This window comes from Rhizobacter sp. OV335 (assembly GCF_900142965.1).
In the GTDB taxonomy this organism is placed as follows: Bacteria; Pseudomonadota; Gammaproteobacteria; order Burkholderiales; family Burkholderiaceae_C; genus Rhizobacter.
Genome location: NZ_FRCQ01000002.1, coordinates 215,169 through 241,258 on the forward strand (window position 1 = coordinate 215,169; position 26,090 = coordinate 241,258).

The following is a 26,090-nucleotide window of genomic DNA, read 5'->3' on the forward strand; positions in this document are numbered from 1 at the left end:
ATCAAGGCAACTTCGGCCGGTGCGCCGCATCCGGCGCTGCGATCCACCCCTGCAGCTCCGCCACCCGCGCGTGCTTCGGCGCCAGCCCGACAAAGGTCGCGTAGGCCTTCAGCGCCTTCGCGTCGTCGCCTGCCTGCAGCTGCGCATCGCCGAGGTTCAGGTAGGCGAGCGCCCGGCTGCCGTCCATCTCGATCGCACGCTCGAACCAGCGTGCCGCCTCGGCCGGCTTGCCGCGCTTGAAGTAGACGAAGCCGAGGTTGTTGGCCGCCAGCGCGAACACCGGCTGCAGCTTCAGTGCCTCGGTGAACGCCGCCTCGGCCTCGTCGTAGCGGCGCTCACGGAACAGCGCCAGCCCGCGGTCGTTGGCGCGCTGCGCGGCCACGCGCGGGGCCACCGGCGCGGCAGCTGGCGTCGAGAGCTTGGTGTCTCCACCCTCCAGGTTCTTGATGACGACCTGCACGTCCTTCGCCGCGCCCTTGCCACCGGGCTGCAGCGCCGCCGTCTTCGCGTCATCGAGCCGCTTGTTGAGCTTGCTCGCGTCGGCATCCAGCTGCGGCGAGTCACCGCTGAGCGCCTCGCGGTCGGCCGGCAGCTCGAACACGAACTCGCCGCCCTCCGAGCCCGGCAGGCTGCCGAAGGCCGGCGTCTGGCGTGCGATCGCCGCGACCGACGGCGCCACGTAGGCCGCCAGCTCGGTGCCGGTGATCACGCCGTCGCCGTTCAGGTCGGCCTTGCCGTTCAGCGCCTGCAGCAGCGTCCAGGTGAACACCGAATGGCCGCTCGGCCCGTCGTCGGCCACCTGCTGGTCGGCGCCGCCGGCAGTCAGCATCTGCCGGCCCAGGCGCCGCGCGTTGTCGGCCAGGAAGTTCGCGCTGCTGCCCGCGCCGCCACCGCGCGTGAGCCCGAGGCCGGAGTAGCAGGCGTCGACCATGAACAGCACGTGCTTCGCGCTGATCGCCTCGGCCACTTCCTGCAGCTGCGGCATCGAGATCGCGTCGGACGCGAAATCGGCGAGCGACGCATCCACCGGGATCAGGTAGCCGACGTCGCGCCCGCTCGTCAGCTTGCGCGTGCCGCCATGCCCGGCATAGAACACGACGACGCGGTCGTCGCGCCGCACCTTCTTGCCATCGGCCAGCTTGTCGTTCAGCACGCGCAGGATGTTCGCGCGCGTCGCCTAGCCGTCGTACAGCGCCGTCACGTTCTCGGCCTTGAAGCCGAAGCGCGCCACCAGCGTCTCCTGCACCGCGCGCGCATCGCGCACCGCATGGTGCAGCTGCGGCCACTTCGCGTACTGGTCGATGCCGACCACCAGCGCGAAGCTGTCGCGGTACAGCGTGTCGGCGCTCGCCGCCAGCGCCGCATCGGGCGCCGCCTTGCGCGGCGCGTTGACGACGAACCTGCCGTCGCGCCAGGTGGCGAAGCGGTAGCCGTCGGCCACCAGTTGATCGAGCACCAGCGGCAGCGCCTGCACCGTGCGGCCCTGGATGTCGTGGAACAGGATCACGCCGCGGCCGGCGCGGTCGACCTCGGTCAGCACGCGCTCGGCGATGCTCTTGGGCACCGGGTCGGCCCAGTCCATCGAATCGACGTTCCACATCATCGAGCGCAGCTTCAGCGCCTCGACGGTGCTGAGCGACCCCTCGTTGCGCGCGCCGTACGGAAAGCGGAACAGCGACGACGGCTGGCGCCCGGTGGCATCGAGCAGCGCCTCGGTGTCGGTGGTCTCGGTGCGCACCGCGTCGTCGCTCAGCTTGGCCATCACGCTGTGCGTGAAGCTGTGGTCGGCGAGCTGGTGGCCGGCGGCCAGCACCCGCCTGGCGACCGCGCCGTTCGGGCCCAGTTTTGCGTGGCCCTGCGCATCGACGGTGCCGAGGTTGCGCCCGAGGTTGAAGAAGATCGCCGGTGCGTCGTAGCGCTTCAGGATGTCGAGGATGTCGTCGGTGTACTTCGGGTGCGGGCCGTCGTCGAAGGTCAGCACCACCGTCTTCGGCGGCAGCGAGCCGCCGAAGATCTCGCGTGAATCGGGTTCTTCGCTCGCGCCCGACCTTGTCGACGGCGCGGTGTACGGCACGATGGTCGCGAAATCCTTCAGGATCTGCTCGCGGTTGTAGAGCCTCAAGATCTTGGCCACGTAGTCGGCCCACTTCTCGCGCTGCAGCTCGATGCCGCGCTTCGCGAAGCGGCCGAACACGTCCTTCAGCTCGCGGTCGTAGGCCTGCTCCACCTCGGCCAGCACGGCCAGGTCTTCGTTCGCGCGGCGCGCGAGCTTCAAGCCGGCAATCGACTGCGACTGCGCGTACTGGGCCTACAGGCGGGTCAGGAATTCCTTGAACGCGAGGCGGTCGGCGTCGAACCAGCTCGGCTCGCTCTCGATGCGGTCGAGCAGGGTTTCGAGCGCGGGCAGCGTGGCGGGGTCGGCGGTGTTGGCGGCGGCCGTGGTGAGCGCATCGACGCGCTCCTGCTGGTCGTGGAACAGCAGCTGGCCGACGGCACCGACCGCGCGGCGCTCGGCTGGCTTCAGCGCGCGCTCGCCGGTCATCAGCACGACCATCTGGCGGTGCGCGGCGAGCACGCCGTCGGCGCGTTGCTGGAGCTGGGTGGTGAGGGCAACGCTTGCCGTCGCCGCGGGAAGTGCGGCCGAAGGCGCCGGCGATGCCGCGGCCGGCGCCGACGCGACTGCCGGAGATGCCGGTGCCTGCGTGCGATTGCAAGCCGCCACGGTCAACAACAAGGGCAAGACGGTAGCGGGGATGAAGCGGTGCATCGTGACGCGAGCATTGAACGATTGGTCCGCGGATGTTACTCACCCGACTCGACCAACAACATCGAAGAAATCGTGAGCGACAAAAAACTGGGCAAGCTCTCACCACGGACCGATTTACCAAAGTCGGAGACGTCGAAATCGCAGAAGAGCGCTGCGACCGCCGATCAGTTGCTGGACATGCGCAAGCCTCCGCTCAGCGCCGGGTTCCAGCAGAAGCTGGAAGAGTCCGGGTACTTCGACTTCGTGCAGGGAGATGTGAGTCGACAGGGTGCAGAACTGGCTGATCTGGTTCTCCTCTGCGTAAAAGCGCAAGCAAGCGACGCACTGGCCTTCCTGTACCTTCATCGGCAAAGGGAGATCGCAGGCGGCGCCACCACCCTGCACCTGAACGCGCGACCCGCCACCATGTACTTCGCACCTCCGGATGCAGATCGCCTCAATGGAGAGCACATCAAATTCCTGGGCAAGTGGCTCGAGAAATGGAGGCGGCATCTGCCGGACCTGAATCACATCGACCTGTCCGGCAACGCGATTGACGAAAGCGGGTTGAAACACCTCGGCAAACTCCTGTCCGGCATCACGCGTCTCGATCTGCAAGGAAATCGAGTCGACGGAAAGAAGTTGTCGAAGGCCTTCTATGCGGCGATCAAGGGCGCACCCGACCTGCGGGAGGTCGACTTGTCGGTCCGGGGCCTGTCGCCGAAGAAGATCTGCGGCGCACTGCAAGCCAAGCCACTGGTGAGGCTGACCCTGCGCCGACTGGACAGCCTGCATCCTGGCGAGAATGGGCAGATATGGAAATACGCGCACACGCTGCTGGTCGACGCCCCGCTCAAGCACCTCGATTTGTCCGGAAATGTCATGCTTGTCGCGCCAGAAGAATTCCGGAAGGCGCTCGAGAAGGCTTCATTGCACACGTTGATCCTGGATGATTCCCTGCAGGCCGCCCATCCAGCATTGCTGGAGACCATCGGCAGGCACCACTGCCTGAAAGTGGTGTCGCTTGCCGACATGGTCATCGGCCACGACATGTACACCCAGGTGTCGACAGCTCTTCTTTCCTCGAACTCTCACCTCGAAGAAATCGACCTGTCGGTTTCTGACCGCAGCGAAATCGGCCGTTCTGCGGATATGAACGAAAACTGCGGCTCCGGGTGGTTCCTGGCACTCCAGCACAACCAGTCGATTGAGATCCTCAACATCAGCGGGCGCCGCATTCCGCCCGGGAGGCAAGGCGGGTTGGTCGATGCGTTGAACGACAACAAGACCTTGCGTGTTCTCGATCTGAGGCGCTGCGGTATTGACGCTGACCTCTTGCAGAGCGCCGTGTTGGGCAGTACGTCCTTGCTCCATCTGCAGGCAGACATTCCAGACGCCGACGGTGTGATCCGCGACAAGCTCCTGGCGAATCGAGACATGCTGGGAATGAAGAAAGCAGAAAAGATCGCCCCCTGTTTGAGCCATCTGCCTCCCGTCCTTCCTCTTCCCAAGGAAATCGGCCAACAGATCGGGGAATGGACATGGAGGATCGCTGCCGCCCAACACGGCCAGGAGGTCGCGCTGGAGACCCTCAGCGGCATGGCCATGGTCGGAGGACTGCGGCTGAAGGATCGGCGGGATGAAGAGGCGAAAGTGCGACGAGGTGGTAGCCGACGCCGAAAACGATGACGCAGGCCCTCGAGGGCAAGCACCGTTCCGTTCATTGAATCGGCAGGCTGCCATCACCAGAAAGGCAGCCTTCTCTGGAACGCGGCGGCGAGTGGCTGTTACTCAAGGGGCATCGCGGAACGATGGAGACCAGCGTGCACGGCAGTAAAGACAAGACGGAACGGCGCACCCACTCGCTGTCGAAAGTACCTTCGCTGCTCATCAAGCCCCGCGGCACCGATGACGATGGACAGCCGGAATGTCTGCAGCCTGAGTTCAGGAAGGTCACGCGGAACCTGGTTCCGTCATCAGGTCCCGTGGCCAGTTTCCACGACAAACAGGAACTGCCGACGACCTTGGCAGATCGGTCGCAGCTCATGCGCTTCAGCCTGCACGCCGAGGACGGCCGCCCCGCCGCCTGGCTGACCAAGGAGATCTTCGATCGCGGCATCGACACCGCCCTGACCCTGTGCTTCGGATACCCCACGCAAGGTGATGCGCATGGCCCCGTGACGAACAAGGACGTCAAATGCCTGGTGCGCTGGATCGATCGGTGGGTGCCGCTCCTGCCGGACGTGCCGATCACGCTCGACCTCGGCGGCAACCAGATCACACCGCGCAGCCTGCCGCGGCTCGCTGAATGCCTGAAGCGCAACCCGAAGGTTCAGGCGCTCGACCTGTCGCGCAATCGCGGGCTCACGGGGCTGCTGCCCGCCAAGCCCAAGACCGCCAGGCGGGCCCTCGGCAAGACGCTGACCTCTCCGCGATCCACACACCGGAAGAAGCCGCTTCAACCCGGTGAGGCGATCGCTGACCTGCTGGCGTCGGCCCCTCTTCGACGGCTCTGCCTGAGTGGCAACCCCTTCCGCATCGAAGATCGCGCACGCATCCTGAAGGCCGTGAGGGCCAGCGCCACCCTGTGCGAGTTCGAGATGGCGGACTGTGCGCTGTCGCAGGCCGACGTGGAAACGCTGTTCGAGACGGCCCGGAGCAACGGCTGGACTGGCATGTCCCTTGGCACCAGCTTGAAGAGCCGCATCGTGGGCACCATCCTCACGCTCCTTCCGATGACCCCGTCACTCGCCTGGCTGGACCTGGGCACCACCGAACCCTATTCGTCGCTCGACGTCACATCCGTGTTGTCTGCACTCGCGAACCACCCGCGTCTCGAGCGGCTGTCACTTGCCGGACATGACTTGTGGGGCGGCGGGCACGATCTGACGTACGCACTGCGCCGAAACGATCGCCTGCGCACGCTGGACCTGTCGCGCTGCGCCATGTCTCTGGATTTCCTCACGGCGGTGAAGAATGCGCTGGCATGGGATGGCCCCGTGAAGCCCAACTTCACCCTGACGCAGCTGATCCTGCCGGCCTTCGGCGACACATGCCTGCATCGCGACGAACTCGAGTCCCTCGGTCGGATATGTTCCATTGCCGTCAACCGCAACCGCATCCGCGAGAGCCGCTTCGAACACCTGCGGGCCGATGCTTCCGCGGCCTTCCACACCGGCTTGTCGTCCTCGCTCACGCTGTGGAGGGGTCTTCCTCTGGAACTTTGCTCGCACATCGTCAAACAGATGGGGAACGACGAAGACAGCTTGCACAGCCTGGCGGCCGTGGTCCGTGCGCAGCGCGGCGCCACCGCTGTCCAGGCCACGCCGAGAACCTGGAAACCGGCCCGATAGGCCACCCGCCTAAAATCAGCCCTTTCCGCCCGTTTGCCCGTCCCCATGAACCTCTCCGCCCTCTCCGCCCTGTCCCCGCTCGACGGCCGTTACGCCGCCAAGGTCGCCGCGCTGCGCCCGCTGCTCAGCGAGTTCGGCCTGATGCACCGCCGCGTGCAGGTGGAAGTCGAGTGGTTCATCGCGCTGTCGGACGCCGGCCTGGCCGAATTCAAGCCCCTGAGCGAGGCTTCCCGCGGGCTGTTGCGCGGCCTGGTGGCCCGCTTCAGCGAGGCCGATGCCCAGGCCATCAAGGACATCGAGCGCACCACCAACCACGACGTGAAGGCGGTCGAGTACTGGCTGAAGGGCCGCTTCGAATCGAATGCCGAACTGAAGGGCGCCGGCGAGTTCGTGCACTTCGCCTGCACCAGCGAAGACATCAACAACACCAGCCATGGCCTGATGCTGAAGGCCGCTCGCGCCGAGGTGCTGCTGCCCACGCTGGACCGCATCGTCGACCGCCTCGCCGCGCTGTCGGTCGAGCTGGCCGACGTGCCGATGCTCAGCCGCACGCACGGCCAGACGGCCAGCCCCACCACCGTCGGCAAGGAGATCGCCAACGTGGTCGCGCGGCTGCGCACCTCGCGCGAGCGCATCGCCGGCGTGCAGCTGCTCGCCAAGATGAACGGCGCGGTCGGCAACTACAACGCCCACCTGGCCGCCTACCCCGAGGTCGACTGGGAAGCCTTTTCGAAGCGCGTGATCGAAGGCGCGCTCGGCCTCAACTTCAACGCGTACACCATCCAGATCGAGCCGCACGACTACATGGCCGAGCTGTTCGATGCGGTGACGCGCACCAACACCATCCTGATCGACTGGTCGCGCGACGTCTGGGGCTACATCAGCCTCGGCTACTTCAAGCAGCGCACGAAGGAAGGCGAGATCGGCTCCAGCACGATGCCGCACAAGGTCAACCCGATCGACTTCGAGAACGCCGAAGGCAACTTCGGCCTCGCCAACGCGCTGCTCACCCACCTGAGCCAGAAGCTGCCGATCAGCCGCTGGCAGCGCGACCTGACCGACAGCACGGTGCTGCGCAACATGGGCGTGGCCCTCGGCTACGCGGTGCTCGGCTACGACAGCCTGCTGCGCGGACTGGGCAAGCTCGAGGTGAACCGCGATGCGCTCGCGGCCGACCTCGACAGCGCCTGGGAGGTGCTGGCCGAGCCGATCCAGACGGTGATGCGCCGCTACAAGCTCGCGAATCCATACGAGCGGCTGAAGGAGCTGACGCGCGGCAAGACGATCACGCGCGAGGCCATCCAGCAGTTCATCGGCACGCTGGAGATCCCGCAGGCCGAGCGCGACCGGCTGCTCGCGATGACACCGGGCAGCTACATCGGCATCGGCGCCGAGCTGGCGAAGCGCATCGGCACGCCGCAGCGCTGAGGCGCTTCAGTCTTTCAGCAACCCCTCGGCCCGCAGCGCCTGCTGCACCGCCGGCCGTGCCGACACCCGGTCCATCCACGCGCGCAGGTGCGGGAAGTCCGACAGCGGGATGCCGAGGAAGTTGCTCCAGTTCACGATCGTGAAGCCGTAGGCGTCGGCGACGCTGTAGTCGCCGGCCAGGAACTCGCGCGTCGCGAGGTGGCTGTCCATGTCGGCGAAGCGCGCGGCGAGCTTGAGCTTTGCGTCGCGCTTCGTGCTGTCGGCCGTCTCCTTGTGCCACAGCCATGGGCTGAAGGTCTTGTGCAGCTCGGTGCTGACGAAGCTCAGCCACTGCGTCACGCCAAGGCGCCGCCGGCTGGCGGGCGCGCCGATCAGCGCCTGCGCCGGATCCAGGTCGGCAAGGTACTGCAGCAGCGCGCTGCCTTCGGTCTGGCGCGAGCCGTCGTCGAACTCCAGCAGCGGCACGTAGCCGCGTGGCGAGATCTCGAAGTAGCTGCCGCCGCCTTCCGTCAACGTGTGGGTTGCCAGGTCCACCTGGTGCGCCTCGAAGGCGACACCGGTCTCGCGCAGCGCGATGTGAATGGCCATCGAGCATGCACCGGGGGCGAAATAGAGCTTCATGGAAAGATCCTGTTGAGGTGTCGAGGCCTTGAATCTAGGATTGCGCCATTGCATTTGAAATAGGCAAGGAGGCAAGCGATGGCTGCACCGCTGCAATCGACCGCCGCGTCGCCGATCGGCGCGGGCGAACTGGCCGTGCTGCTGGCCCTGGTGCGCGGCGGCACGCTGGCGGCCGCCGGCGCGCTGGCCGGTGTCGACGGCTCCACGGTGTTCCGCACCGTGCAGCGCTGCGAGAAGGCGCTCGGCCAGCGGCTCTTCGAGCGCTCGCGCAGCGGCTACCTGGCGACCGAGCTCGGGCTGCAGCTCGCGCAGCATGCCGAGCGCATCGAGGCCGAGCTGGAGTCGGCGCGCAGTGCGGCCCGGCTCGATGCCGGCGCGGTCGGCGGCCTGGTGCGCATCAGCACCACCGACACGATCCTGAGCGGCCTGCTGCTGCCTGCGCTGACCGGCCTGGCGGCGGCCCACCCGCTGCTGCGGCTGGAGATCACTGCACGCAACGAGCTGGTGAACCTGTCGCAGCGCGAGGCCGACATCGCGCTGCGCGCGACGGTGAAGCCGCCGCCGCACGTCGTCGGCCGCGAACTGCGGCCGATCCCGTCGGCGGTCTACGGCTTGAAGCCGGCCGGACGGCAGCGCAAGCCTGTCGACCTGGCGGCCGCGCGCTGGATCGTTGTCGACGATGCGTTGCCCGAGCACCCGTCGGTGCGCTGGCGCAAGAAGCACCTGCCGAAGGTCGAGCCGGTGCTGCGCGTCAACAGCGTGCAGTCGGTGGTCGATGCGGTTGCCGCCGGGCTGGGCGTCGGCATCGCGCCGGTGTTCCTCGCGTCGCAGCGGCGCGAGCTGCAGCCGCTCGGCGAGCCGCTGGCCGAATGCGAGACCCAGCTGTGGCTGCTGACGCACCCGGAGTCGCGGCACCTGCGGCGCATCGCGGTGGTCGCGGCGCACCTGGCATCGAACCTGCGGATGGACGCTGCGCCCTAGAATCACGGTCGGAGATTCTCATGAGCGATTTCGTCGTCTACGACTTCAGGATGGATGCTTGGCAACCCGACACGCTGCCGATGCGGCGTCTGGCGGAGTACGTCGCCGAACTCGCCAAGCTGTTCGGGTCGAGCGAACACGTTCACTTGATCAAGGTCCGCAGCGGCAGCGCCGTGCCGGAGATCGCCGTGGATCCCATTGCGCAGGCGAGCGTCGCGCAGCGACTTGCCTTGGTGGGCACTCCTCAGGCGGATCGCGAACTGACCCGCCACTACCGCACGTTGAACGCCCTGTTGCGCGAAGACGGCTGCAGTGCGGTGCTGAAGCTGAAGCACGGCGACAAGGTGCTGGATTTTCCCGGTAGCAAGACGCTGTTGACGCAGGAGATCGTCACCCGTGAGTTCGGTACCCTCGACGGCGTCGTGATCCGAGTGGGTGGCAAGGACGACACCGTGCCCGTGTGGCTCGAGGGTGAAGGCGGCGAGAAACTGCAATGCAGCGCATCGCGATCGACGGCGAAAGAACTGGCACCGCACCTGTTCGGCGGCCCGGTCCGGGTCAGCGGTGACGGACGCTGGCGCCGCGACGCCGAACGCGTCTGGACGATGGAGTCGTTCGTCATCAAGAGCTGGGAACGGCTCGATGACAGATCGCTTGAAACCATGGTGCTGCAGGCGCGGGAAGTGCTTGGCAACGGCTGGGCAGATCTTGATGATCCGCTCGCCGAGTGGCATCGCATCCGAGGCGGTGAGTGACTGCATGGCCGTGCTCTTCGACGCCTCGGTCCTGATCGACCTCTTCAACAAGCGCCTCGCCGGCGAACGACGTGCCAAGCTCGACCATCTGGTGGCCACGTTGCAGAAGTCGCGCACCGATGTGTTCGTGCCGACACCCGCCCTGGCCGAGTTTCTCGTGCGTGCCGGCAAGGCTCGTGACGCGTATTTGCAAGCCCTGGAGAGTCAGCCCCGGTTGCGGATTGAACCGTTCGACAAGCGGGCTGCGCTGGAGTGCGCCCTGCAAAGCGGGTTGCCGTTCGACAAACCAGACGACGACGCCTCACCCAACAAGAACTGACCCGGCTCCAAGCCTCTCACCATGAAATTCACCGACCAGCTGCGCCGCGCCGAACGCCGCAACGATTCCCTGCTCTGCGTGGGGCTCGATCCCGATCCGGCGAAGTTTCCCGACGCCTGGAAGGGCGACGCGGCCCGCATCTTCGACTTCTGCGCCGCGATCGTCGATGCCACCAAGGACCTGGTGATCGCCTTCAAGCCGCAGATCGCCTACTTCGCCGGCCACCGCGCCGAAGACCAACTGGAGCGCCTGATGGCCCACATCAAACGCGTCGCGCCCGAGGTGCCGGTGATCCTCGACGCCAAGCGTGGCGACATCGGCCCGACCGCCGAGCAGTACGCCCGAGAAGCCTTCGAGCGCTACCAGGCCGACGCGGTCACGCTGTCGCCCTTCATGGGCTTCGATTCACTCGAGCCGTGGCTGCGCTACGGCGACAGGGGCCTGATCCTGCTGTGCCGCACCTCCAACCCCGGCGGCTCCGACCTGCAGGCCCAGCCCCTGGTCGGCGGCGAGCTGGTCTACGAGCGCGTGGCCCGCCTCGCGCAGGGCGACTGGAACCGCAGCGGCCAGCTCGGCCTGGTGGTCGGCGCCACCTTCCCCGGCGAGATCGCCCGCGTGCGCGAACTCGCGCCGACGCTGCCGCTGCTGATCCCCGGCGTCGGCGCGCAGGGTGGCGACGCGGCCGCCACGGTGCGCGCCGGCTGGCGTGCCGACGCGAGCATCGTCGTCAACTCGTCGCGCGCCGTGCTCTATGCGTCGAATGGTGACGATTTCGCGAGCGCCGCCCGCCGCGTCGCCCAGGCCACCCGCCTCGAGCTGAACGCCCACAAACCGGCCGCCTGACCCGCCGCCCGAGAGGCACCGTGCCGTGCAGTCCTGCACGGCAGGCCCGGCGAAACCGGGAAAACCAGCCCGCCACGGCCGTGGCGCGGTGCCACACTCGGCGGCACCGCGCAGGTCGTCAATGCGCGTCCCCCTCGCCGTGCCGCTCTCCTCGCCCTTGCCCCTTCTGCCGCGCGAACCGCTGGACCGGCTGGTGGCCCGGTTGTTCTTCGGCGCGGGCGTCACGATCTCGCTGCTCGGCGCGCTGATCTACCTGTCGCCGGCCCTCCCCACCCGCCCCGGCATGCGCGCGCTGCTGGTGGGCGATTGCCTGGTGCTCGCGCTGTGCTTCACGCTCGGCCTGTGGGGCCTGCGGCGCATCGCGCTGCCGAAGCTGGTGCACCTGATGGGCTGGATCGCCGCCATCGCGGTGCTGGTCACCGCGGTCGGCCTCGGCCAGGGCGTGCATGCGCTGAACCTCGGCTACCTCGGGTTGCTGATCTGCGTCGTCACCGTGCTGGTGAGCCCGGCGTCGGGCCTGGTGCTGGCGCTCGCGATGGCCGCGGCGGTCGCCGGCCTCGCGATGGCCAACGGCCGGGGCTGGCTGCCCGGGCCGATGCCGATCGAGGCCATCCCGCTGCCGGTGCGCGTGCTGGCGCACTGGCTGATCTTCGCGTCGGCCACGACCTGCGGCATGCTGATCGCGAGCGTCGTGCGCCGCGCGCTCGGCGAGGCGCGCGACCGCGAGGAGCGCTTTCGCAGCCTGCTGCTGATGGCCGCCGACTGGTACTGGGAGCTCGATGCCGAGCTGCGCTTCACCCACATCAGCGACAAGCTGAACCAGTACTCCGGCATCGATGCGAAGGAGCGCATGGGCCGCCGGCCGTGGGAGATGCCGCAGATCGGGCTGGATGCCGACACGCTGGCGCGCCACCGCGCCGACCTCGAGGCGCACCTGCCGTTCAGCAACCTGATGGCGAGCCGCCCGGGCGAACACGGTGAACTGCGCCACAGCGTGGTCAGCGGCCGCCCGCGCTTCGATGCCGATGGCCGCTTCGTCGGCTACTGGGGCCTGGGCCGCGACATCACCGCCGAAGTCGAGGCGCGCCGCGCCACCGCCGAGAGCGAAGGCCGCTACCGCGAGCTGTTCCGCCGCTCGCCGACCGCGCTGGTGCTGCACCGCAACGGTGTCGCGATCGACGGCAACGACGCCGCCGCACGCATGTTCGGCTTCGCGTCGGCCGACGCGATGAAGGGCTTCGACCTGCCGCAGCTCTACCCCGCCGGCGAGGCGCGGGAACAGGTTCGCCGGCGCGTCGCGACGCTGGAGGCGCTGCCCGTCGGCGAGGGCCTGGGCGTCGCCGATTCCAGCCTGGTATCGCTGGATGGCCGGCCGCTGAGCGTGCAGGCCTCCGGCATTCGAGTCAGCGCGCCGGACGGCCCGGCCACGCTGTCGATGTTCCACGACATCACCGCCCGCGTGCAGGCCGAGACCGCGCTGCGGCGCTCGCAGGCGCTGCTGTCGCACCTGGTGGCGACCAGCCCCGACTGCATCACGCTGACCGAGGTGGCGAGCGGCCGCTACGTGATGGTCAACGAAAGCTTCACGCGCATCACCGGCTGGCGCAGCGACGAGGTGGTCGGCCGCACCGCGCTCGAGATCGGCATCTGGCACCGGCAGGCCGACCGCGAAGCGCTGGTCGCGGGCCTGGCCCAGGGCGGCCTGGTGACCGACCTGCCGGCCACCTTCGTGCGGCGCGACGGCACGGTGGTGTCGCTGCTGCTGTCGGCAGCGCGCTTCCGGATGGACGACCAGGACTACCTGGTGCTGAACGGCCGCGACGTGACCGAGACCGAGCGGGTGCGGCTGCAGCACGAGGCGATCCTGCAGAACGCGTCGATCGGCATCGCGCTGACACGCGAGCGCCGCTTCATGCAGGCCAACCCCTGCTTCGAGGCGATGTTCCGCTGGCCGGCCGGCGCGCTGATCGGCCAGCCGGGGCAGGCGGTGTGGAGCGACGAGGCGGCGTATGCCGAGATGGGCGCGCTGGTCGGCCCGCGGCTCGCGCAGGGCGAGCCGGTGGAGGTCGAGCGCATGATGCGGCGCGGCGACGGCAGCAGCTTCCTGTGCCGCCTGCTCGCCCAGGCGGTGGACCCGACGCACCCGAGCCAGGGCGGCACGATCTGGATCGCCGAGGACGTGACCGAACGGCGCGCGTTCGAGCAGGCGCTGGCCCATGCACGCGACGTGGCCGAGGCCGCCAACCAGGCCAAGAGCGCCTTCCTCGCGAACACCAGCCACGAGATCCGCACGCCGCTGAACGGGCTGCTCGGCCTGGCGCGGCTGGCGATGCGCCCGGGGCTCGACGCGCTGCGCCGCGACCAGTACCTGGCGCAGATCCAGGACAGCGCGCAGAACCTCGCGAGCATCATCTCCGACATCCTCGACCTGTCGAAGATCGAGGCCGGCAAGCTCAGCGTCGAGGCGGTGGCCTTCGACCTGCGCGGGCTGCTGGTGGCGGTGCACCGCGCATACCAGTCGCTGGCGCAGGCGCGCGGGCTGTCGCTGCGCCTCGCGATGACGCCCGAGGTGCCGGGCACGGTGCTCGGCGACCCGGTGCGGGTGCGCCAGATCCTCAGCAACTACCTGACCAACGGCATCAAGTTCACCGAGCGCGGCCATGTGACGCTGGAGGCGACGGTCGATGAAGACGGCAGGGTGCGGCTGGCGGTGATCGACACCGGCGCCGGCATCGACGAGGCCACGCAGCAGCGGCTGTTCCAGCCCTTCACGCAGGCCGATTCGTCGACGACGCGGCGCTTCGGCGGCACCGGGCTCGGGCTGTCGATCTGCAAGGAGCTGGCGATGTTGATGGGCGGGAGCGTCGGCGTCGAGAGCGCGCCGGAGCGCGGCAGCCGCTTCTGGGCCGCGCTGCCGCTGCCGGCCACGCCGGCGCGCGAGGTCGGCACCGATGCGGAATCGCTCGACACCGCGTCGCTGGCCGGCGCGCACGTGCTGATGGTGGAAGACAACCCGGTCAACATGATGATCGGCGTCGCGATGCTGGAGCAGTGGGGCGTCGACGTCGTGCAGGCGGTGGACGGGATCGAGGCGCTGGTGGCGGTGCGGCGCTCGGTCGACGCCGGCCGGCTGTTCGACGCGGTGCTGATGGACGTGCAGATGCCACGGCTGAGCGGGCACGAGGCGGCGCGACGCTTGCGCGAGCAGCACCCGGCCGAAGAATTGCCAATCATCGCGCTGACGGCGGCCGCGCTGGTGTCGGAGCGCGACCAGGCGCTGGCCGCGGGGATGAACGAGTTCCTGACGAAGCCGATCGATGCGCACCGGCTGCGGCAGGCGCTGCTGCGCGCGGTGGCGCAATCGGAGCGTCGCGCTACGTGATCAGCGGCAACGCGCGCTGCCGCTTGCCGGTCAACGCATACAACGCGTTCGCCAGCGCCGGTGCCGCCGGCGGCGTGCCGGGCTCGCCCATGCCGCCGGGCGCGCGGCTGCTCGGCACCAGGTGCGTCTCGATGCGCGGGCACTCGGCCAGCGTCAGCAGCTTGTAGTCCGGGAAGTTGCGCTGCTTGACCGCGCCGCCTTCGATGTCGATGCGGCCGTACAGCGCCGCCGACAGCCCGAAGATCACCGCGCTCTCCATCTGCTGCGCGACGATGCCCGGGTTCACCACCGTGCCGATGTCGGCCGCGCAGACCACGCGGTGGATGCGCGGCCGGCCATCGAACAGGGACACCTCCATCACCTGCGCGACGATGCTGCCGAAGCTCTCGTGCAGCGCGACGCCGCGCGCCTGGCCCACCGGCAGCGGCCGGCCCCAGCTCGACTTCGCCGCGACGAGCTTCAGCACCGCGGCATGCCGGGGCATGTCGCCCAGCAGCCCGAGCCGGAACGCGACCGGGTCCTGGTGCGCCGCCTCGGCCAGCTCGTCGATGAAGCACTCGCTGAAGAACGCATGGTGCGAATGCCCGACCGAGCGCCAGTAGCCCACCGGCACGCCGCTGTGCGTCGCGACCTGCGCAATGCGCTGGTGCGAGATGCCGTACGGCAGGTCGTACAGGCCTTCGGCCGCGCTCTTGTCCGGCGTGTCGACCGGCCCGGCCAGCGCCGGCAGCACGCGCTCGATCCAGCGCGGCGTGATCGCGTCACCCGCCGTGGTGATCGCGAGGCCCGACACCATGCCCTTGCCGTCCAGGCTCGCCTGCATCAGCGCGACACCGGCCGGGCGGTAGAAATCGTGCGCGATGTCTTCTTCGCGCGGCCACACCAGCTGCACCGGGTGGCCGCCGCATTCGATCGCGATGCGCACCGCCTGCGCGACGAAGTCGACATCGAGCCGCCGCCCGAAGCCGCCGCCCAGGTAGGTCACGTGCAGCGTCACGGCCTCGAGCGGCACGCCGGCCACGCGGGCCGCGATCGCGCGCGCCATGTCGGGCACCTGTGTCGGCACCCACAGCTCGACGCCGCCGTCGTGCACGCGCGCCGTGCAGTTGATCGGCTCCATCGGCGCATGCGCGAGGTAGGGCGCGCGGTACAGCGATTCGATCTGCCGCGCGGCGCCGGCACGCGCCTGCTTCACGTCGCCGCGGGTGTGGAACGCGAAGCCGCCGTCCGACTGCGCGGCCTCGCGCGCGGCGCGTTCCAGCGCCTCGTCGATGCGCCTGGTGTCGGCCCCGCCGGCCGGCGGCGGCGCCCAGTCGATCTCCAGCGCCTGCGCGCCGCGCCGCGCATGCCAGGTGCTGCGGCCGACGACGGCCACCGCCGCGGTCGAGCCGGCATACGGCCCGAGCCGCACGACGCGCTGCACACCGGGCAGCTGCATCGCCGCGTCGACCTTCACGCGCTGCGGGCTGCCGCCGAGCATCGGGCAGTGGCGCACCACCGCATACAACTGGCCCGGCTCGCGCGTGTCGAGGCCGAAGCGCGCCGTGCCGTCCACCTTGGCGGCCAGGTCGGTGCGCGGCGCGGGCGTGCCGATCAGCGTCCAGTCCTTCGGGTCCTTGGTGCGCACGTCGCCGATCGGCGTGGCCGCGGCCAGCTTCGCCAGTTCGCCGAAGTGCGCATGCGGGCCGGACACATGGCTGACGATGCCGCCATGCACCTGCAGCTCTTCGCGCGGCAGCTTCCATTGCAGCGACGCCGCGCCGAGCAATTGCGCGCGCGCGGTGGCCGCGGCCAGCCGCAGCACGTCCCAGGCGTCGGCGATGCTCGACGACCCGCCGGTCACGCTGACGCCCAGTTCGCGCGCGAACTTGCTGACCATCCACTGGCCGGCCTTGACGGTCGTGGTCTCGCGGCCGGGCTCGGCGTCGTCCGGGTGGAAGGGCAGTGCGCCGACGAACATCGCGACGTTGCCGTACAGCGATTGCGGCGCCGCCTGCACCAGCGTCACGCGCGACAGCGGCGTGTCGAGTTCATCGGCCACCAGCATCGCGAGCGCGGTGTGCACGCCCTGGCCCATCTCGCTGCGGGCCATCGCGAGCAGCACCTGGCCGTCGGGCTCGATGCGGATCCAGCCGTTCAGCGTCACGCCGCCATCGGCGTCCGGCAGCGGATGGGATGTGCCGATGCGGCTGCGCGGCGGCAGCGCGCTCCAGCCGACCAGCAGCGCGCCGCCACCGGCCAGCGCGCTCAGCAACAGGCTTCTTCGCTTCATGCGCGGGCCTCGTTCGCCCGGTCCTGCTTGCCGTTGTCGCCACGGAGCACGGCCGCCGCGCTCCTGATCGCGTCGCGGATGCGCGGGTAGGTGCCGCAACGGCACAGGTTGGTGATCGCCGCGTCGATGTCGGCATCGGTCGGCGACGGGTTCTTCGCCAGCAGGTCGGCCGCGGCCATCAGCATGCCGCTCTGGCAGTAGCCGCATTGCGGCACCTGGTGGGCGATCCAGGCCTGCTGCAGCGCGTGCGGCCGGCCGGGCGCACCGAGCGCCTCGATGGTGCGCACCGGCTTGCCCTGCGCGGCCGACAGCGGCGTCACGCACGAGCGCACCGCCTGCCCGTCGACGTGCACCGTGCAGGCGCCGCAGGCCGAAACGCCGCAGCCGAACTTGGTGCCGGTCAGCATCAGCACGTCGCGCAGCACCCACAGCAAAGGCATGTCGGGCTCCACCGCGTCGGGCGGCAGGGGCAGCATCTGGCCGTTGACGTTCAGTTCCATGGGTCGGGCATTCCGGTGTCGGTCCCCATTCTGGGCCGGCGGGGCGCCTGCGGCTGTGGCGTCAACGAAACGGGGTGTGACCGGCGGCACACGCGTTGGGGTTTATCCTGACGGGCTGTGTCCTTCCGGAGCTCCGCTGCATGAACCGTCGTCTGTCCTGCCTGGCCGCTGCCGCGGTCGCCGCCACGCTGTCCGCAGCCGCCTCCGCGCAATCTGCCTCACCTTCAGCCTCATCGATCACGCTGTACGGGCTGATCGACATGTCCGCCGGCCGCTTCCAGGATGCCGGCGCCGCGCGCACGCTGCGCGCCGAGAGCGGCAAGATGACCACCAGCTTCCTCGGCTTCAAGGGCACCGAAGACCTCGGCGGCTCGCTGAAGCTGAAGTTCGCGCTCGAGCACTACCTGCGGGCCGACACCGGCTCGGTCGGCCGCAACAGCGCCGATGCGTTCTGGGCGCGCAACGCCTACGTCGGCTTCCAGGGCGATTTCGGCACCAGCACGCTCGGCCGCAACACGACGCCGCTGTTCGTCTCGACGCTGTCGTTCAACGCCATCGGCGATTCGTTCGGCTTCTCGCCGAGCATCCGCCAGGTGTTCGCGCCGAGCACCGGCCTCGCGTTCCAGGGCGACTCGGGCTGGAACAACTCGCTGCTCTACAACACCTCGAACGCCGAGGGCTACAACGTCAGCCTGATCGGCAACCTGGGCGAAGGCGCGCCCGGCGCGACCGGCCGCAACCTCGGCGGCAACTGGGTGCTGCTGACTGACACCTGGGGCGCGACGATTGCGTATCAGCAGGTAAAGAATGGGCTGGTCGCGGTGCCGGCCGGCTTCAACCGCCAGGACACGCTGCAATTCGGCGGCACTTACGACTTCACCGTCGTGAAGCTGTATGCGCAAGCCACGCGCGTGAAGACGAAGGCCACGGTCGACACCAAGTCGACGATCTACGGGCTCGGGCTTGCGGTGCCGGTGGGCGCGCTCGGCAAGGTGGTCGCGCAGTACGGCCAGGCGAATGCCGATTTCAACCCGGGCGAGGTCAAGAACCGCACCGTCACGCTCGGCTACGACCACGCGCTGTCGAAGCTGACCGATGCGTATGCGGTGGTGATGAGCGACCGGCTGACGAATGTGGACAGCGGCACCAGCGTCGCGGCCGGGCTGCGGGTACGGTTCTGAAAAAGCTTGCAATCTCTTGCGGCTTCCTCGATAAACGAACCGCCCACCCTTGTGGATAAGTTGAACGCTCGGAGGCCGTCGTGAATCGAGAAAATGCAGAGTTCCACCGCAATTTGGAAGCCTTCAGAACGCGGCTTCCCAAACTGCTTGACGAATCTAGAGGTCAGTACGTCATCATCTCTTCGGGTGAAATAGTTCAAGTCTTCGAGACGTATGAAGCAGCAGTGAACTTTGGCTATCACCGCTTTCCTTCAGACAGCGCGCAGTACCTTCTTCAAAAGATCGCGCCCATCCCTGAGCGTGCCGACATCCACACGGCATGCCGGGCCGCCTGAGTTTTCAAGTTGTTCAAGATCGACCTCTGATTGAAGTGGAGGTCAAACCCAGTCTCGCTTTTCAGCAAGTCTTCGCCAGCAACGCGCCCCATCTCGTTCCCTTCACGAAGCAGCTGTTCCTCGTGGACACCGGCGCAACGTTCTGCCTCATCGACGAGGGTCTTGTAGCGAACTGGCGATTGCCGAAGAACAATCCGGTCATCGTCGGATCGGGAACGCAAATTTCTGCGGCAGGTTGGCGGTATGACCTGTCATTGAAGCTGCGGGACAGCCAGGGTGGCAGTTGGATTCACAACCTGGTCCCGGTTGCCACCGTCAAATCCGGCCACTTCGGCGCCGAGGTCTTCACGGGAATCATCGGGATGGACATCCTCAAACAGGCTGTCTTCAACCTGGATGGTCCGTCAGGCAGTTGCTCTCTGACTTGGTAGGCGATCTGCGCAGTCGCAGCTGAACGCTGCATTCAAACTCCTTGCTCTGCAGCCAGCCGCCATGGCGTCAAACTCACGTGCTACACGGAGATGACCCCATGCCTGCCACCGCCCTCGCCCACCTGCCCGCCGACGGCCCGCCCGAGCTGCTGTTCCTGCTGTTCCACGGCGTCGGTGCCAACGCCTCGCACATGGCGCCGCTCGCGCAGCGCCTGGTCGCCGAATACCCGAAGGCCGCCGTGGTCTGCCTCGACGCACCGGATCCGTTCGACGCCGTGCCCGGCGGCGGCAGCGGCTGGCAGTGGTTCTCCATCCAGGGCATCACCGAAGACAACCGCCCGCAGCGCGTCGCCGAAGCGCTGCCGCGCTTCATCGCGACCGTGCGCGGCGTGCAGCAGCAGCTGAACATGTCGTGGCCGTGCACCGCGCTGGCCGGCTTCTCGCAAGGCGCGATCATGGCGCTCGAGGCGGTGCAGGCCGAGCCGGCGCTGGCCGGCCGCGTGCTGGCCTTCAGTGGCCGCCATGCGACCGCGCCCGAGCACGCGCCCGAAGACACCACCGTGCACCTGTTCCACGGCATGGCCGACCGCGTGCTGCCCTGCGGCCCGGCGATCGATTCGGCCGAGCGCCTGGTCGCGCTCGGCGGCGACGTGACCGCCGACGTGCTGCCCGGCATCGGCCATGAGCTGCACCCGCAGCTGCTCGACAAGGCCGTCGAGCAGCTGCGCACCTTCCTGCCGAAGAAGGTGTGGCGCCAGGCGATGAGCGAGGCGCCGATCCTGCCGCGCAGCGCATCGAGCGACGAACTGGGCTGATCCGAGGGAATCCTCACTGGTGGCATGGGGTTTGCTGACTTGCATACAAGTCGGTACCCATCGGGGTCGCATGCGCCAAGCCGGGGCATGGGGTCGAGGCGGTGTGCCGGCGCGTTCCGCCGCATCACCAACCCCATCCAAGGATTCCCCATGCGTACCCGAACCCTGTCGAAGGTCGCGGCCTGTGCCGCGCTGGCCGCCTGCGCTGCCGCCGCCCATGCCGCCGAATGGAGCGATGCCTTCATCGGCTTCACCTATGGCACCAAGTTCAAGGAACCCGGCAGCGACGCGGACGTGAAGAAGAAGGTCGCGACGCTGCAGTACGTCGGCGGCTACAAGTACGGCGTCAACTTCTTCGCGGTCGACATGCTGGCCTCGGACGAGAACAACACCGCCAACAACAGCGACCGCGGTGCGCACGAGGTGTACGTCACCTACAGCAACACGGTGAGCTTCGGCAAGGTCAGTGGCAAGCCGATGAAGTTCGGCCCGATCCGCGACGTCGGCTTCCAGTTCGGCTTCGACTTCAACTCGAAGAACGATGCCTTCGGTGCCGGGCTCACGAAGTACATCGCCGGGCCGAAGGTGGAGTTCGACGTGCCGGGGCTGCTGACGCTCGGGCTGCTGTACTACAAGGAGAACAACAACAACTCGATCGCCGGCACGCATGTGAACTTCGACGCGGCGCCGCGCCTCGCGACGGTGTGGAGCTTCGACTTCAACGCCGGGCTGCCGGCGGTGTTCAAGGGCTGGGGCACCTGGACCGGCGAGAAGGGCAAGGACGGCTTCGGCGGCGACACCGCGGCCGAGACCTGGACCGAGATGGGCCTGCTGTGGGACGTGGGCTCGGCGGCCGGCACGCCGAAGACCGTCTATGCGGGCTTCGGCTACCAGTACATCAAGAACAAGTTCGGCAACCCGTCATCGCTGGCGGGGACCAAGGTGTCGGCGCCTTCGCTGAAGGCCGAGTACCACTTCTGAGCGAAACAGGTCCGTGAAGGGACCGGACGGCAGCAAAGAAGCACCGTTCGCCCTGAGCTTGTCGAAGGGTTGGGACTGAGCTTGTCGAAGGCCCTGCGCGCGGCGGGCTCAACCCTTCGACGGACGGGCCCTTGACAAGCTCGGTCCCTGCTCAGGGCGAACGGGTTTGTGCTGTTCCTCAGGAACGAAACCGGGACCCGGCGGGGCGCGCATCTCGCGCGCTCCGTGCCCGGTGAACAGCGTCCGGTCGGCTACCGCGCGGCTTCGATCAACTCGATGTCCTTGCGAAGCAGCTCATTGACGATCTGGCCGACATCGATGCCGCGCACTTTGGCGCGGGCTGAAAAGTAGGCCTGCACCTCGGCGTCCAGATACACCGGCAAGCTCACCGTTGCATCCGGCTTGAGGAACTTGTCGCGGGAGCCTTCGAGAAGTCGATCTCGGAGGGCATGTCATCGTCCTGCTGATCGGCTTGGGTTTCCATCATCTTCACCTCAGTCCAGCACCACCTCGGTCTTCACCGCCCCCGCGCGGTCCGCGCGGGCGCTCAGGGCCAGCCGCGTGCCCTTCGGCGCGCGCACCACCCATTCGGCGACCGCGCGATCGGCCGTCACCTCGCGCGTCGGCAAGAAGGCCTGCAGCGTGCTCTTCGGCCCGTGGCCTTCGAGCTGCGGGCCTTCGATGCGCTCCTTGCCGCTGACCAGCGACACCGTCGCATCGCCCGGCGGCAGGTGGATCTCGAACATCGTGCCGCGCACCGTCTTGCGCGCCAGCGCCCGCTTGCTCACATACGCGGGCAGGTACCCGCTGTTGCACACCGCCAGGCGCACGCGCCAGGTGTCGGGGCCGAGCGCGCGCACCTCGGTGCGCAGCAGCTCGAGCCGCGGCAGGCTCAGCGCGATCTGGTTCATCCACGCCGGGAAGCGCGCGGCCTCGCGTTCACGCAGCTGGGGCGGCGGGTTGCGCCAGAAATTCATCTTGTCCCAGCCGCCGATCTCCACCGGCCCGAGCTGCGGGTGGTGGAAGGGCTTCCACTCGACGTGGGCCTGGCCGCCGCACTGCTCATCGCTCCACTTCAGCAGCTTCAGGTCGTCTTCCACCGGGTGGTCACGGAACCAGTCGATCCACTTGTAGCCCTCGATGCCGGCCTCCTTGTTCGGCGACCACAGCTCGACCACCCAGAACAGCGCGCCCAGGTGCTCGTACACCCAGTCCTGCGTGCCGGTGATGACCTCCTTCGGGTGGTACTTGAAGTCGTGCCAGATGCTGATCGCCGGGTAGCCGGTGAGCTTCTCGCCCATCGCGCTGAAGCGCTTGTACGACCACAGGTCCTCCGGGATCATGTCGTCGTCGCTCTGCGTGCCCATCGGCCGCAGGATCACGCCGCTGTGCGTGTGGTAGCTGATGGCCGCACCGATGTTCGGATGCTTCAGGATGAACTCGACCATCGCCCGCACCTCGGGCTCGCTGGCCGGGTACGGGCCGGCACCGACCTGCTCGAACTCCTGCCGCCAGGCGGAAGGGAAGTTGCGGTTCAGGTCCAGGCCTTCCTGGTCGCGGTTCACGTTGACGGTCAGCCCGTCGTAGTTCTTCAGCAGGCCCTCGGGCATCAGCCGGTAGTACTCGCCGCCGAACTCGCCGGGCTCGCGCGGCACCATCAGCCGCGCGTCCTGCGGGCACTTCTTGTAGGTGCCGTGCGGATCGGGGATGCGCATCGTCAGCATGCGGCCGTCGCCGTCGACGTCTTCCAGCGTCAGCCCCTCGACCGGCTCCTCGTCGTACGGGTAGCTGCGCGTTGACGAGCGAATGTGGCGCGGCCGGTCGGCCAGCGCGAGCTCGGCGCCGTCGGGGTTGATGCGCGGGCACAGGTAGATCACGCGGGTGTCCAGCAGCTGCGTGACCTGGCGGCCGGTCTCGCCGTCGTGGCCGTACTGCGTCACCAGGTGGTGCAGGTAGTACAGGCAGGTGGTGCTGGCGGTCAGCTCGGCGGCGTGGATGTTGCCGTCGGCCCAGAACGCGGGCTTGTCGGTGTCGGGACCGGTCGCGGTGTTGGTCACGGTCGCGAGCCAGATGTCGCGGCCCTCGTGGCTCTTGCCGATCGACTGCACCTGCACCAGGCCGGGGTGGGCCGCGGCGTAGTCGAACAGCAGCTGGGTCAGGGCGTCGTACTTGTAGAAGATGTCGAAGCGAGGCGTGGGCGTGGCGGGCAACGTCATGGCGTACGTCAAGGCGGTTGGGGGCGAAGGCAGGAGTGTCGCGCAACGCGGGCCGTTAGACTGTGGCGCCGTTTCATCGACCCCATGCGCATCGCCTCCATCCGCCAGCAGCTTCGTGACCACGGCGCCAAGCCCGTTCACGAGGAACGCGTGCTGCGCCAGTGGTCGCGCGCGCTGCCGCAGGACGCCGGCAAGCGCCGGCCGGAGGATTTCCTGCCGCTCGCGCTGCGCGAGGCCCTGCCGGCGCTGATGCAGCAGCTCGATGGCCTGGCGCGTCTGCGCTCCGAACACCCGGCCGACGACGGCTCGGCCCGCCTGCTGGTCGAGCTGCCGGACGGCCAGACGATCGAGAGCGTGCTGCTACCGCGCGACGGCCTGTGCGTGTCGACCCAGGTCGGCTGCGCGGTGGGCTGCGTGTTCTGCATGACCGGCCGCGACGGGCTGCTGCGCCAGGTCGGCAGCGCCGAGATCGTTGCGCAGGTCGCGTTGGCCCGGGCGCGCCGGCCGGTCAAGAAGGTCGTGTTCATGGGCATGGGCGAGCCGGCCCACAACCTCGACAACGTGATGGAAGCGATCGACCTGCTGGGCACCGCCGGCGGCATCGGCCACAAGAGCCTGGTGTTCTCGACGGTTGGCGACCCACGGGTGTTCGAGCGCTTGCCGCAGGGCCCGGTGAAGCCGGCGCTGGCGCTGTCTCTGCACACCACGAAGGCCGCGCTGCGCGAGCAGCTGCTGCCGCGCGCACCGCGCATCACGCCCGATGAACTCGTCGAGCTCGGCGAGCGCTATGCGCGCGCCAGCGGCTACCCGATCCAGTACCAGTGGACGCTGCTCGACGGCATCAACGACGGCGACGACGAGATCGACGGCATCGTGCGGCTGCTGCGCGGCAAGTACGCGATCATGAACATGATTCCGTACAACACCAACGAGGGGCTGGATTTCCGGCGGCCGAGCGCGGAGCGGGCTGAAACCATCGCGCGGACGTTGCACAGCCGCGGCGTGCTGACGACGTTGCGGCAGTCGGCGGGGCAGGACGTGGAGGGCGGTTGCGGGCAGTTGCGCGCCCGCGCGCTACCCGCGGGCAGCATTCCGATCCACGCCACCTGATCCTGCTATCCGAGCCGCACCTCATCGTGCGCGCAGCCGGCCGGGATCATCGGCCAGCAGTTCTCATCGGGCGCCACGACCACGTCGAGGAAGAACGGGCCCGGGCTCGCGAGGCACTCGGCGAGCGCATCGTCGAGCTCGCTGCGCTGATCGACGCGGCGCGCACCCCAGCCGAAGGCCTTCGCCAGCGCGACGAAATCCGGCTGCACATCGAGCGCGCTCTGGCTGTAGCGCCCGCCGTGCACCAGCTCTTGCCACTGCCGCACCATGCCCATGTGGCCGTTGTTCAGCAGCACCACCTTGACCGGTGCCCCCGCCTGCACGGCCGTCGCCATCTCCTGGATGTTCATCAGGATCGACGCATCGCCGCTGATGCACACCACCAGCCGGTCCGGGTGCGCGACCTGCGCGCCGATCGCCGCCGGCAACCCGTAGCCCATCGTGCCGGCGCCGCCCGAGGTCAGCCAGCGCCGCGGCGCGTCGAAGCGCAGGTGCTGCGCGGCCCACATCTGGTGCTGGCCGACGTCGGTCGAGACGATCGCGTCGCGGCCGGCCAGCGCTGACTGCAGTTGCACCAGCAACGCCTGCGGCGCGATCTGGCGCGACGTGTCGTCGAAGGCCAGCGAGCGCTTCGCACGCCAGGTGCCGATGCGTGCCCACCACGCATCGAGCCTCCGCGGGTCGAGCGGCTGCGGGCCGAGCATCTCGAGCAGCGCCTCCAGCAGCCAGCCGCAATCGCCGACCAGCGGCACCTGGGCCTTCACGACCTTGTTGATCGAGGTCGGGTCGATGTCGATGTGGATGAAGCGGGCCCCGGGGCAGAAGCCGTCGAGCCGCCCGGTGACCCGATCATCGAAGCGCGCGCCGACGCACACCACCAGGTCGGCCTCGTGCATCGCGAGGTTGGCCTCGAGCGTGCCGTGCATGCCCAGCATGCCGAGGAACTGCGGGCTGCTCGCCGGGAAGGCGCCGAGGCCCATCAGCGTCAGCGTGCACGGCGCGTGGCAGCGGCGCACCAGCTCGACGAACGCGGCGCAGGCGGTGGGGCCGGCGTTGATCAATCCGCCACCGCCGTAAAACACCGGCCGGCGCGCTTCGCGCAGCGCATCGACGGCACGGCGCAACGACGCGTTCGGCCGCGCTGGCCGCGGCAGCGTGAAGGTGGCGGCCGTGGCACCCTCGGGCACCACCTGCGGCGCAAGCTGCACATCCTTCGGCAGATCGAGCAGCACCGGCCCGGGTCGGCCACCTGCAGCCACCGCCAATGCCCTGCGCAGCAGCGGCACCAGTTGCGCCGCACTGCGCACCTGCGCGTTCCACTTCGTCACCGGCCGCGAGATGCCGAGCGCATCGCACTCCTGGAACGCATCGGTGCCGATCGACGTGGTCGCGACCTGGCCGCTGATGCACAGCACCGGCACCGAATCGCACAACGCATCGAGCAGGCCGGTGGTGGTGTTGCTCATGCCCGGACCCGAGGTCACGAACACCACGCCGATGCGGCCGGTGCTGCGCGCGTAGCCCTGCGCCGCATGCACCGCCGCCTGCTCGTGCCGCACGAGGATGTGGCGCAGCCGCGGCTCGCGGTGCAGCGCGTCGTACAGCGGCAGCACCGCGCCGCCGGGGTAGCCGAACACGGTGTCGATGCCATGCGCGAGCAAGGTCGCGACCAGCAGGTCGGCGGTGTCCGGCGTGCGGGTGGCAGGGGCCGGGGCAGGCTGCAGGCATTCGAGGGCGAGGGGCGCATTCATGCCGGGAAGTTTCTCGCGCGCTGCGCAGCAAAGGCTGCTGAAACTTGGGCGGGTTACGATGCCAGCGGCA

General features: G+C 68.6%; 23 protein-coding genes. 14 read left to right on the forward strand and 9 right to left on the reverse strand.

The window, feature by feature from the left end; genetic code table 11:
* Position 1 precedes the first annotated feature (1 nt).
* Genes BUE42_RS34240 through BUE42_RS33340 form a run of 3 tightly spaced genes read right to left on the reverse strand, consistent with a single transcriptional unit; the run spans position 2 to position 2,767 of the window.
* Positions 2-1,162 carry a tetratricopeptide repeat protein gene (locus BUE42_RS34240; protein ID WP_369822938.1) on the reverse strand — a complete coding sequence of 387 codons (1,161 nt, stop codon included), beginning with the start codon at positions 1,160-1,162 and terminating at the stop codon, positions 2-4.
* A gap of 15 nt (positions 1,163-1,177) precedes the next feature.
* The gene (locus tag BUE42_RS34245; RefSeq protein ID WP_200798892.1) at positions 1,178-2,275 is read right to left on the reverse strand and encodes a polysaccharide deacetylase family protein; all 1,098 of its coding nucleotides are present in this window, start codon (positions 2,273-2,275) and stop codon (positions 1,178-1,180) included.
* A gap of 33 nt (positions 2,276-2,308) precedes the next feature.
* A complete protein-coding gene (locus tag BUE42_RS33340) occupies positions 2,309-2,767 on the reverse strand; it encodes a hypothetical protein (protein ID WP_200798893.1) in 459 nt (152 codons plus the stop codon).
* Positions 2,768-2,839: 72 nt separating this feature from the next.
* Here BUE42_RS33340 and BUE42_RS02830 point away from each other — a divergent pair, with 72 nt between their 5' ends.
* The 3 genes from BUE42_RS02830 to purB all read left to right on the forward strand — a co-directional run bounded on the left by BUE42_RS02830 (position 2,840) and on the right by purB (position 7,527).
* On the forward strand, positions 2,840-4,435 hold the full coding sequence (locus BUE42_RS02830) for a leucine-rich repeat domain-containing protein (RefSeq protein WP_143171268.1): 1,596 nt from the start codon (positions 2,840-2,842) through the stop codon (positions 4,433-4,435).
* A gap of 122 nt (positions 4,436-4,557) precedes the next feature.
* A complete protein-coding gene (locus BUE42_RS02835; RefSeq protein WP_143171269.1) occupies positions 4,558-6,099 on the forward strand; it encodes a leucine-rich repeat domain-containing protein in 1,542 nt (513 codons plus the stop codon).
* Positions 6,100-6,144: 45 nt separating this feature from the next.
* A complete protein-coding gene (purB, locus tag BUE42_RS02840; protein ID WP_073462580.1) occupies positions 6,145-7,527 on the forward strand; it encodes an adenylosuccinate lyase in 1,383 nt (460 codons plus the stop codon).
* 6 nt (positions 7,528-7,533) lie between these two features.
* Here the strand turns inward: purB and BUE42_RS02845 are convergent, their stop codons facing one another.
* Positions 7,534-8,148: a glutathione binding-like protein gene (locus BUE42_RS02845; protein WP_073462581.1), complete on the reverse strand. Its 615-nt coding sequence runs from the start codon at positions 8,146-8,148 to the stop codon at positions 7,534-7,536.
* Between the two features lie 78 nt (positions 8,149-8,226).
* On the opposite strand from BUE42_RS02845, the gene BUE42_RS02850 reads away from it, so the two are divergent.
* The 5 genes from BUE42_RS02850 (at position 8,227) to BUE42_RS02870 (ending at position 14,428) form a co-directional block, all read left to right on the forward strand.
* Complete coding sequence (locus BUE42_RS02850; protein ID WP_073462582.1) at positions 8,227-9,129, forward strand: LysR family transcriptional regulator; 903 nt, start codon at positions 8,227-8,229, stop codon at positions 9,127-9,129.
* Positions 9,130-9,149: 20 nt separating this feature from the next.
* The gene (locus BUE42_RS02855; protein WP_073462583.1) at positions 9,150-9,884 is read left to right on the forward strand and encodes a hypothetical protein; all 735 of its coding nucleotides are present in this window, start codon (positions 9,150-9,152) and stop codon (positions 9,882-9,884) included.
* Between the two features lie 4 nt (positions 9,885-9,888).
* The gene (locus BUE42_RS02860; RefSeq protein WP_073462584.1) at positions 9,889-10,203 is read left to right on the forward strand and encodes a type II toxin-antitoxin system VapC family toxin; all 315 of its coding nucleotides are present in this window, start codon (positions 9,889-9,891) and stop codon (positions 10,201-10,203) included.
* A 21-nt stretch (positions 10,204-10,224) separates the two neighbouring features.
* Positions 10,225-11,046 carry an orotidine-5'-phosphate decarboxylase gene (gene pyrF / locus BUE42_RS02865; RefSeq protein ID WP_073462585.1) on the forward strand — a complete coding sequence of 274 codons (822 nt, stop codon included), beginning with the start codon at positions 10,225-10,227 and terminating at the stop codon, positions 11,044-11,046.
* Between the two features lie 157 nt (positions 11,047-11,203).
* Positions 11,204-14,428, forward strand: a complete 3,225-nt coding sequence (locus BUE42_RS02870) for a PAS domain-containing hybrid sensor histidine kinase/response regulator (RefSeq protein WP_073462586.1) — start codon at positions 11,204-11,206, stop codon at positions 14,426-14,428.
* On the opposite strand, the gene BUE42_RS02875 is transcribed toward BUE42_RS02870, so the two are convergent.
* On the reverse strand, positions 14,421-16,700 hold the full coding sequence (locus BUE42_RS02875; RefSeq protein ID WP_073462587.1) for a xanthine dehydrogenase family protein molybdopterin-binding subunit: 2,280 nt from the start codon (positions 16,698-16,700) through the stop codon (positions 14,421-14,423). The genes BUE42_RS02870 and BUE42_RS02875 overlap by 8 nt on opposite strands.
* The gene (locus tag BUE42_RS02880) at positions 16,697-17,200 is read right to left on the reverse strand and encodes a (2Fe-2S)-binding protein (RefSeq protein WP_073462588.1); all 504 of its coding nucleotides are present in this window, start codon (positions 17,198-17,200) and stop codon (positions 16,697-16,699) included. Before BUE42_RS02880 ends, BUE42_RS02875 begins: the two co-directional genes overlap by 4 nt.
* Positions 17,201-17,340: 140 nt before the next feature.
* On the opposite strand from BUE42_RS02880, the gene BUE42_RS02885 reads away from it, so the two are divergent.
* The 5 genes from BUE42_RS02885 to BUE42_RS02900 all read left to right on the forward strand — a co-directional run bounded on the left by BUE42_RS02885 (position 17,341) and on the right by BUE42_RS02900 (position 20,943).
* Positions 17,341-18,381, forward strand: a complete 1,041-nt coding sequence (locus BUE42_RS02885) for a porin (protein WP_073462589.1) — start codon at positions 17,341-17,343, stop codon at positions 18,379-18,381.
* Positions 18,382-18,461: 80 nt separating this feature from the next.
* A complete protein-coding gene (locus BUE42_RS31905) occupies positions 18,462-18,716 on the forward strand; it encodes a hypothetical protein (protein WP_143171271.1) in 255 nt (84 codons plus the stop codon).
* Positions 18,701-19,147, forward strand: a complete 447-nt coding sequence (locus BUE42_RS02890; RefSeq protein WP_073462590.1) for a pepsin/retropepsin-like aspartic protease family protein — start codon at positions 18,701-18,703, stop codon at positions 19,145-19,147. Before BUE42_RS31905 ends, BUE42_RS02890 begins: the two co-directional genes overlap by 16 nt.
* Positions 19,148-19,245: 98 nt before the next feature.
* Positions 19,246-19,962, forward strand: a complete 717-nt coding sequence (gene ypfH, locus BUE42_RS02895; RefSeq protein ID WP_073462591.1) for an esterase — start codon at positions 19,246-19,248, stop codon at positions 19,960-19,962.
* A gap of 150 nt (positions 19,963-20,112) precedes the next feature.
* Positions 20,113-20,943, forward strand: a complete 831-nt coding sequence (locus tag BUE42_RS02900) for a hypothetical protein (protein WP_073462592.1) — start codon at positions 20,113-20,115, stop codon at positions 20,941-20,943.
* Between the two features lie 251 nt (positions 20,944-21,194).
* Here BUE42_RS02900 and BUE42_RS32900 read toward each other — a convergent pair whose 3' ends face one another.
* Positions 21,195-21,332, reverse strand: coding sequence for a hypothetical protein (locus BUE42_RS32900; RefSeq protein ID WP_159445359.1), 138 nt, complete (start codon positions 21,330-21,332; stop codon positions 21,195-21,197).
* 105 nt (positions 21,333-21,437) lie between these two features.
* Positions 21,438-23,159, reverse strand: coding sequence for a M14 family metallopeptidase (locus tag BUE42_RS02910; protein WP_073462593.1), 1,722 nt, complete (start codon positions 23,157-23,159; stop codon positions 21,438-21,440).
* Positions 23,160-23,243: 84 nt separating this feature from the next.
* Here BUE42_RS02910 and BUE42_RS02915 point away from each other — a divergent pair, with 84 nt between their 5' ends.
* Entirely contained in the window at positions 23,244-24,269 is a 1,026-nt protein-coding gene (locus BUE42_RS02915) for an RNA methyltransferase (RefSeq protein WP_073462594.1), read from the forward strand.
* Positions 24,270-24,274: 5 nt separating this feature from the next.
* Here BUE42_RS02915 and ilvB read toward each other — a convergent pair whose 3' ends face one another.
* On the reverse strand, positions 24,275-26,020 hold the full coding sequence (gene ilvB, locus BUE42_RS02920; RefSeq protein ID WP_073462595.1) for a biosynthetic-type acetolactate synthase large subunit: 1,746 nt from the start codon (positions 26,018-26,020) through the stop codon (positions 24,275-24,277).
* Between the last annotated feature and the right edge of the window lie 70 nt (positions 26,021-26,090).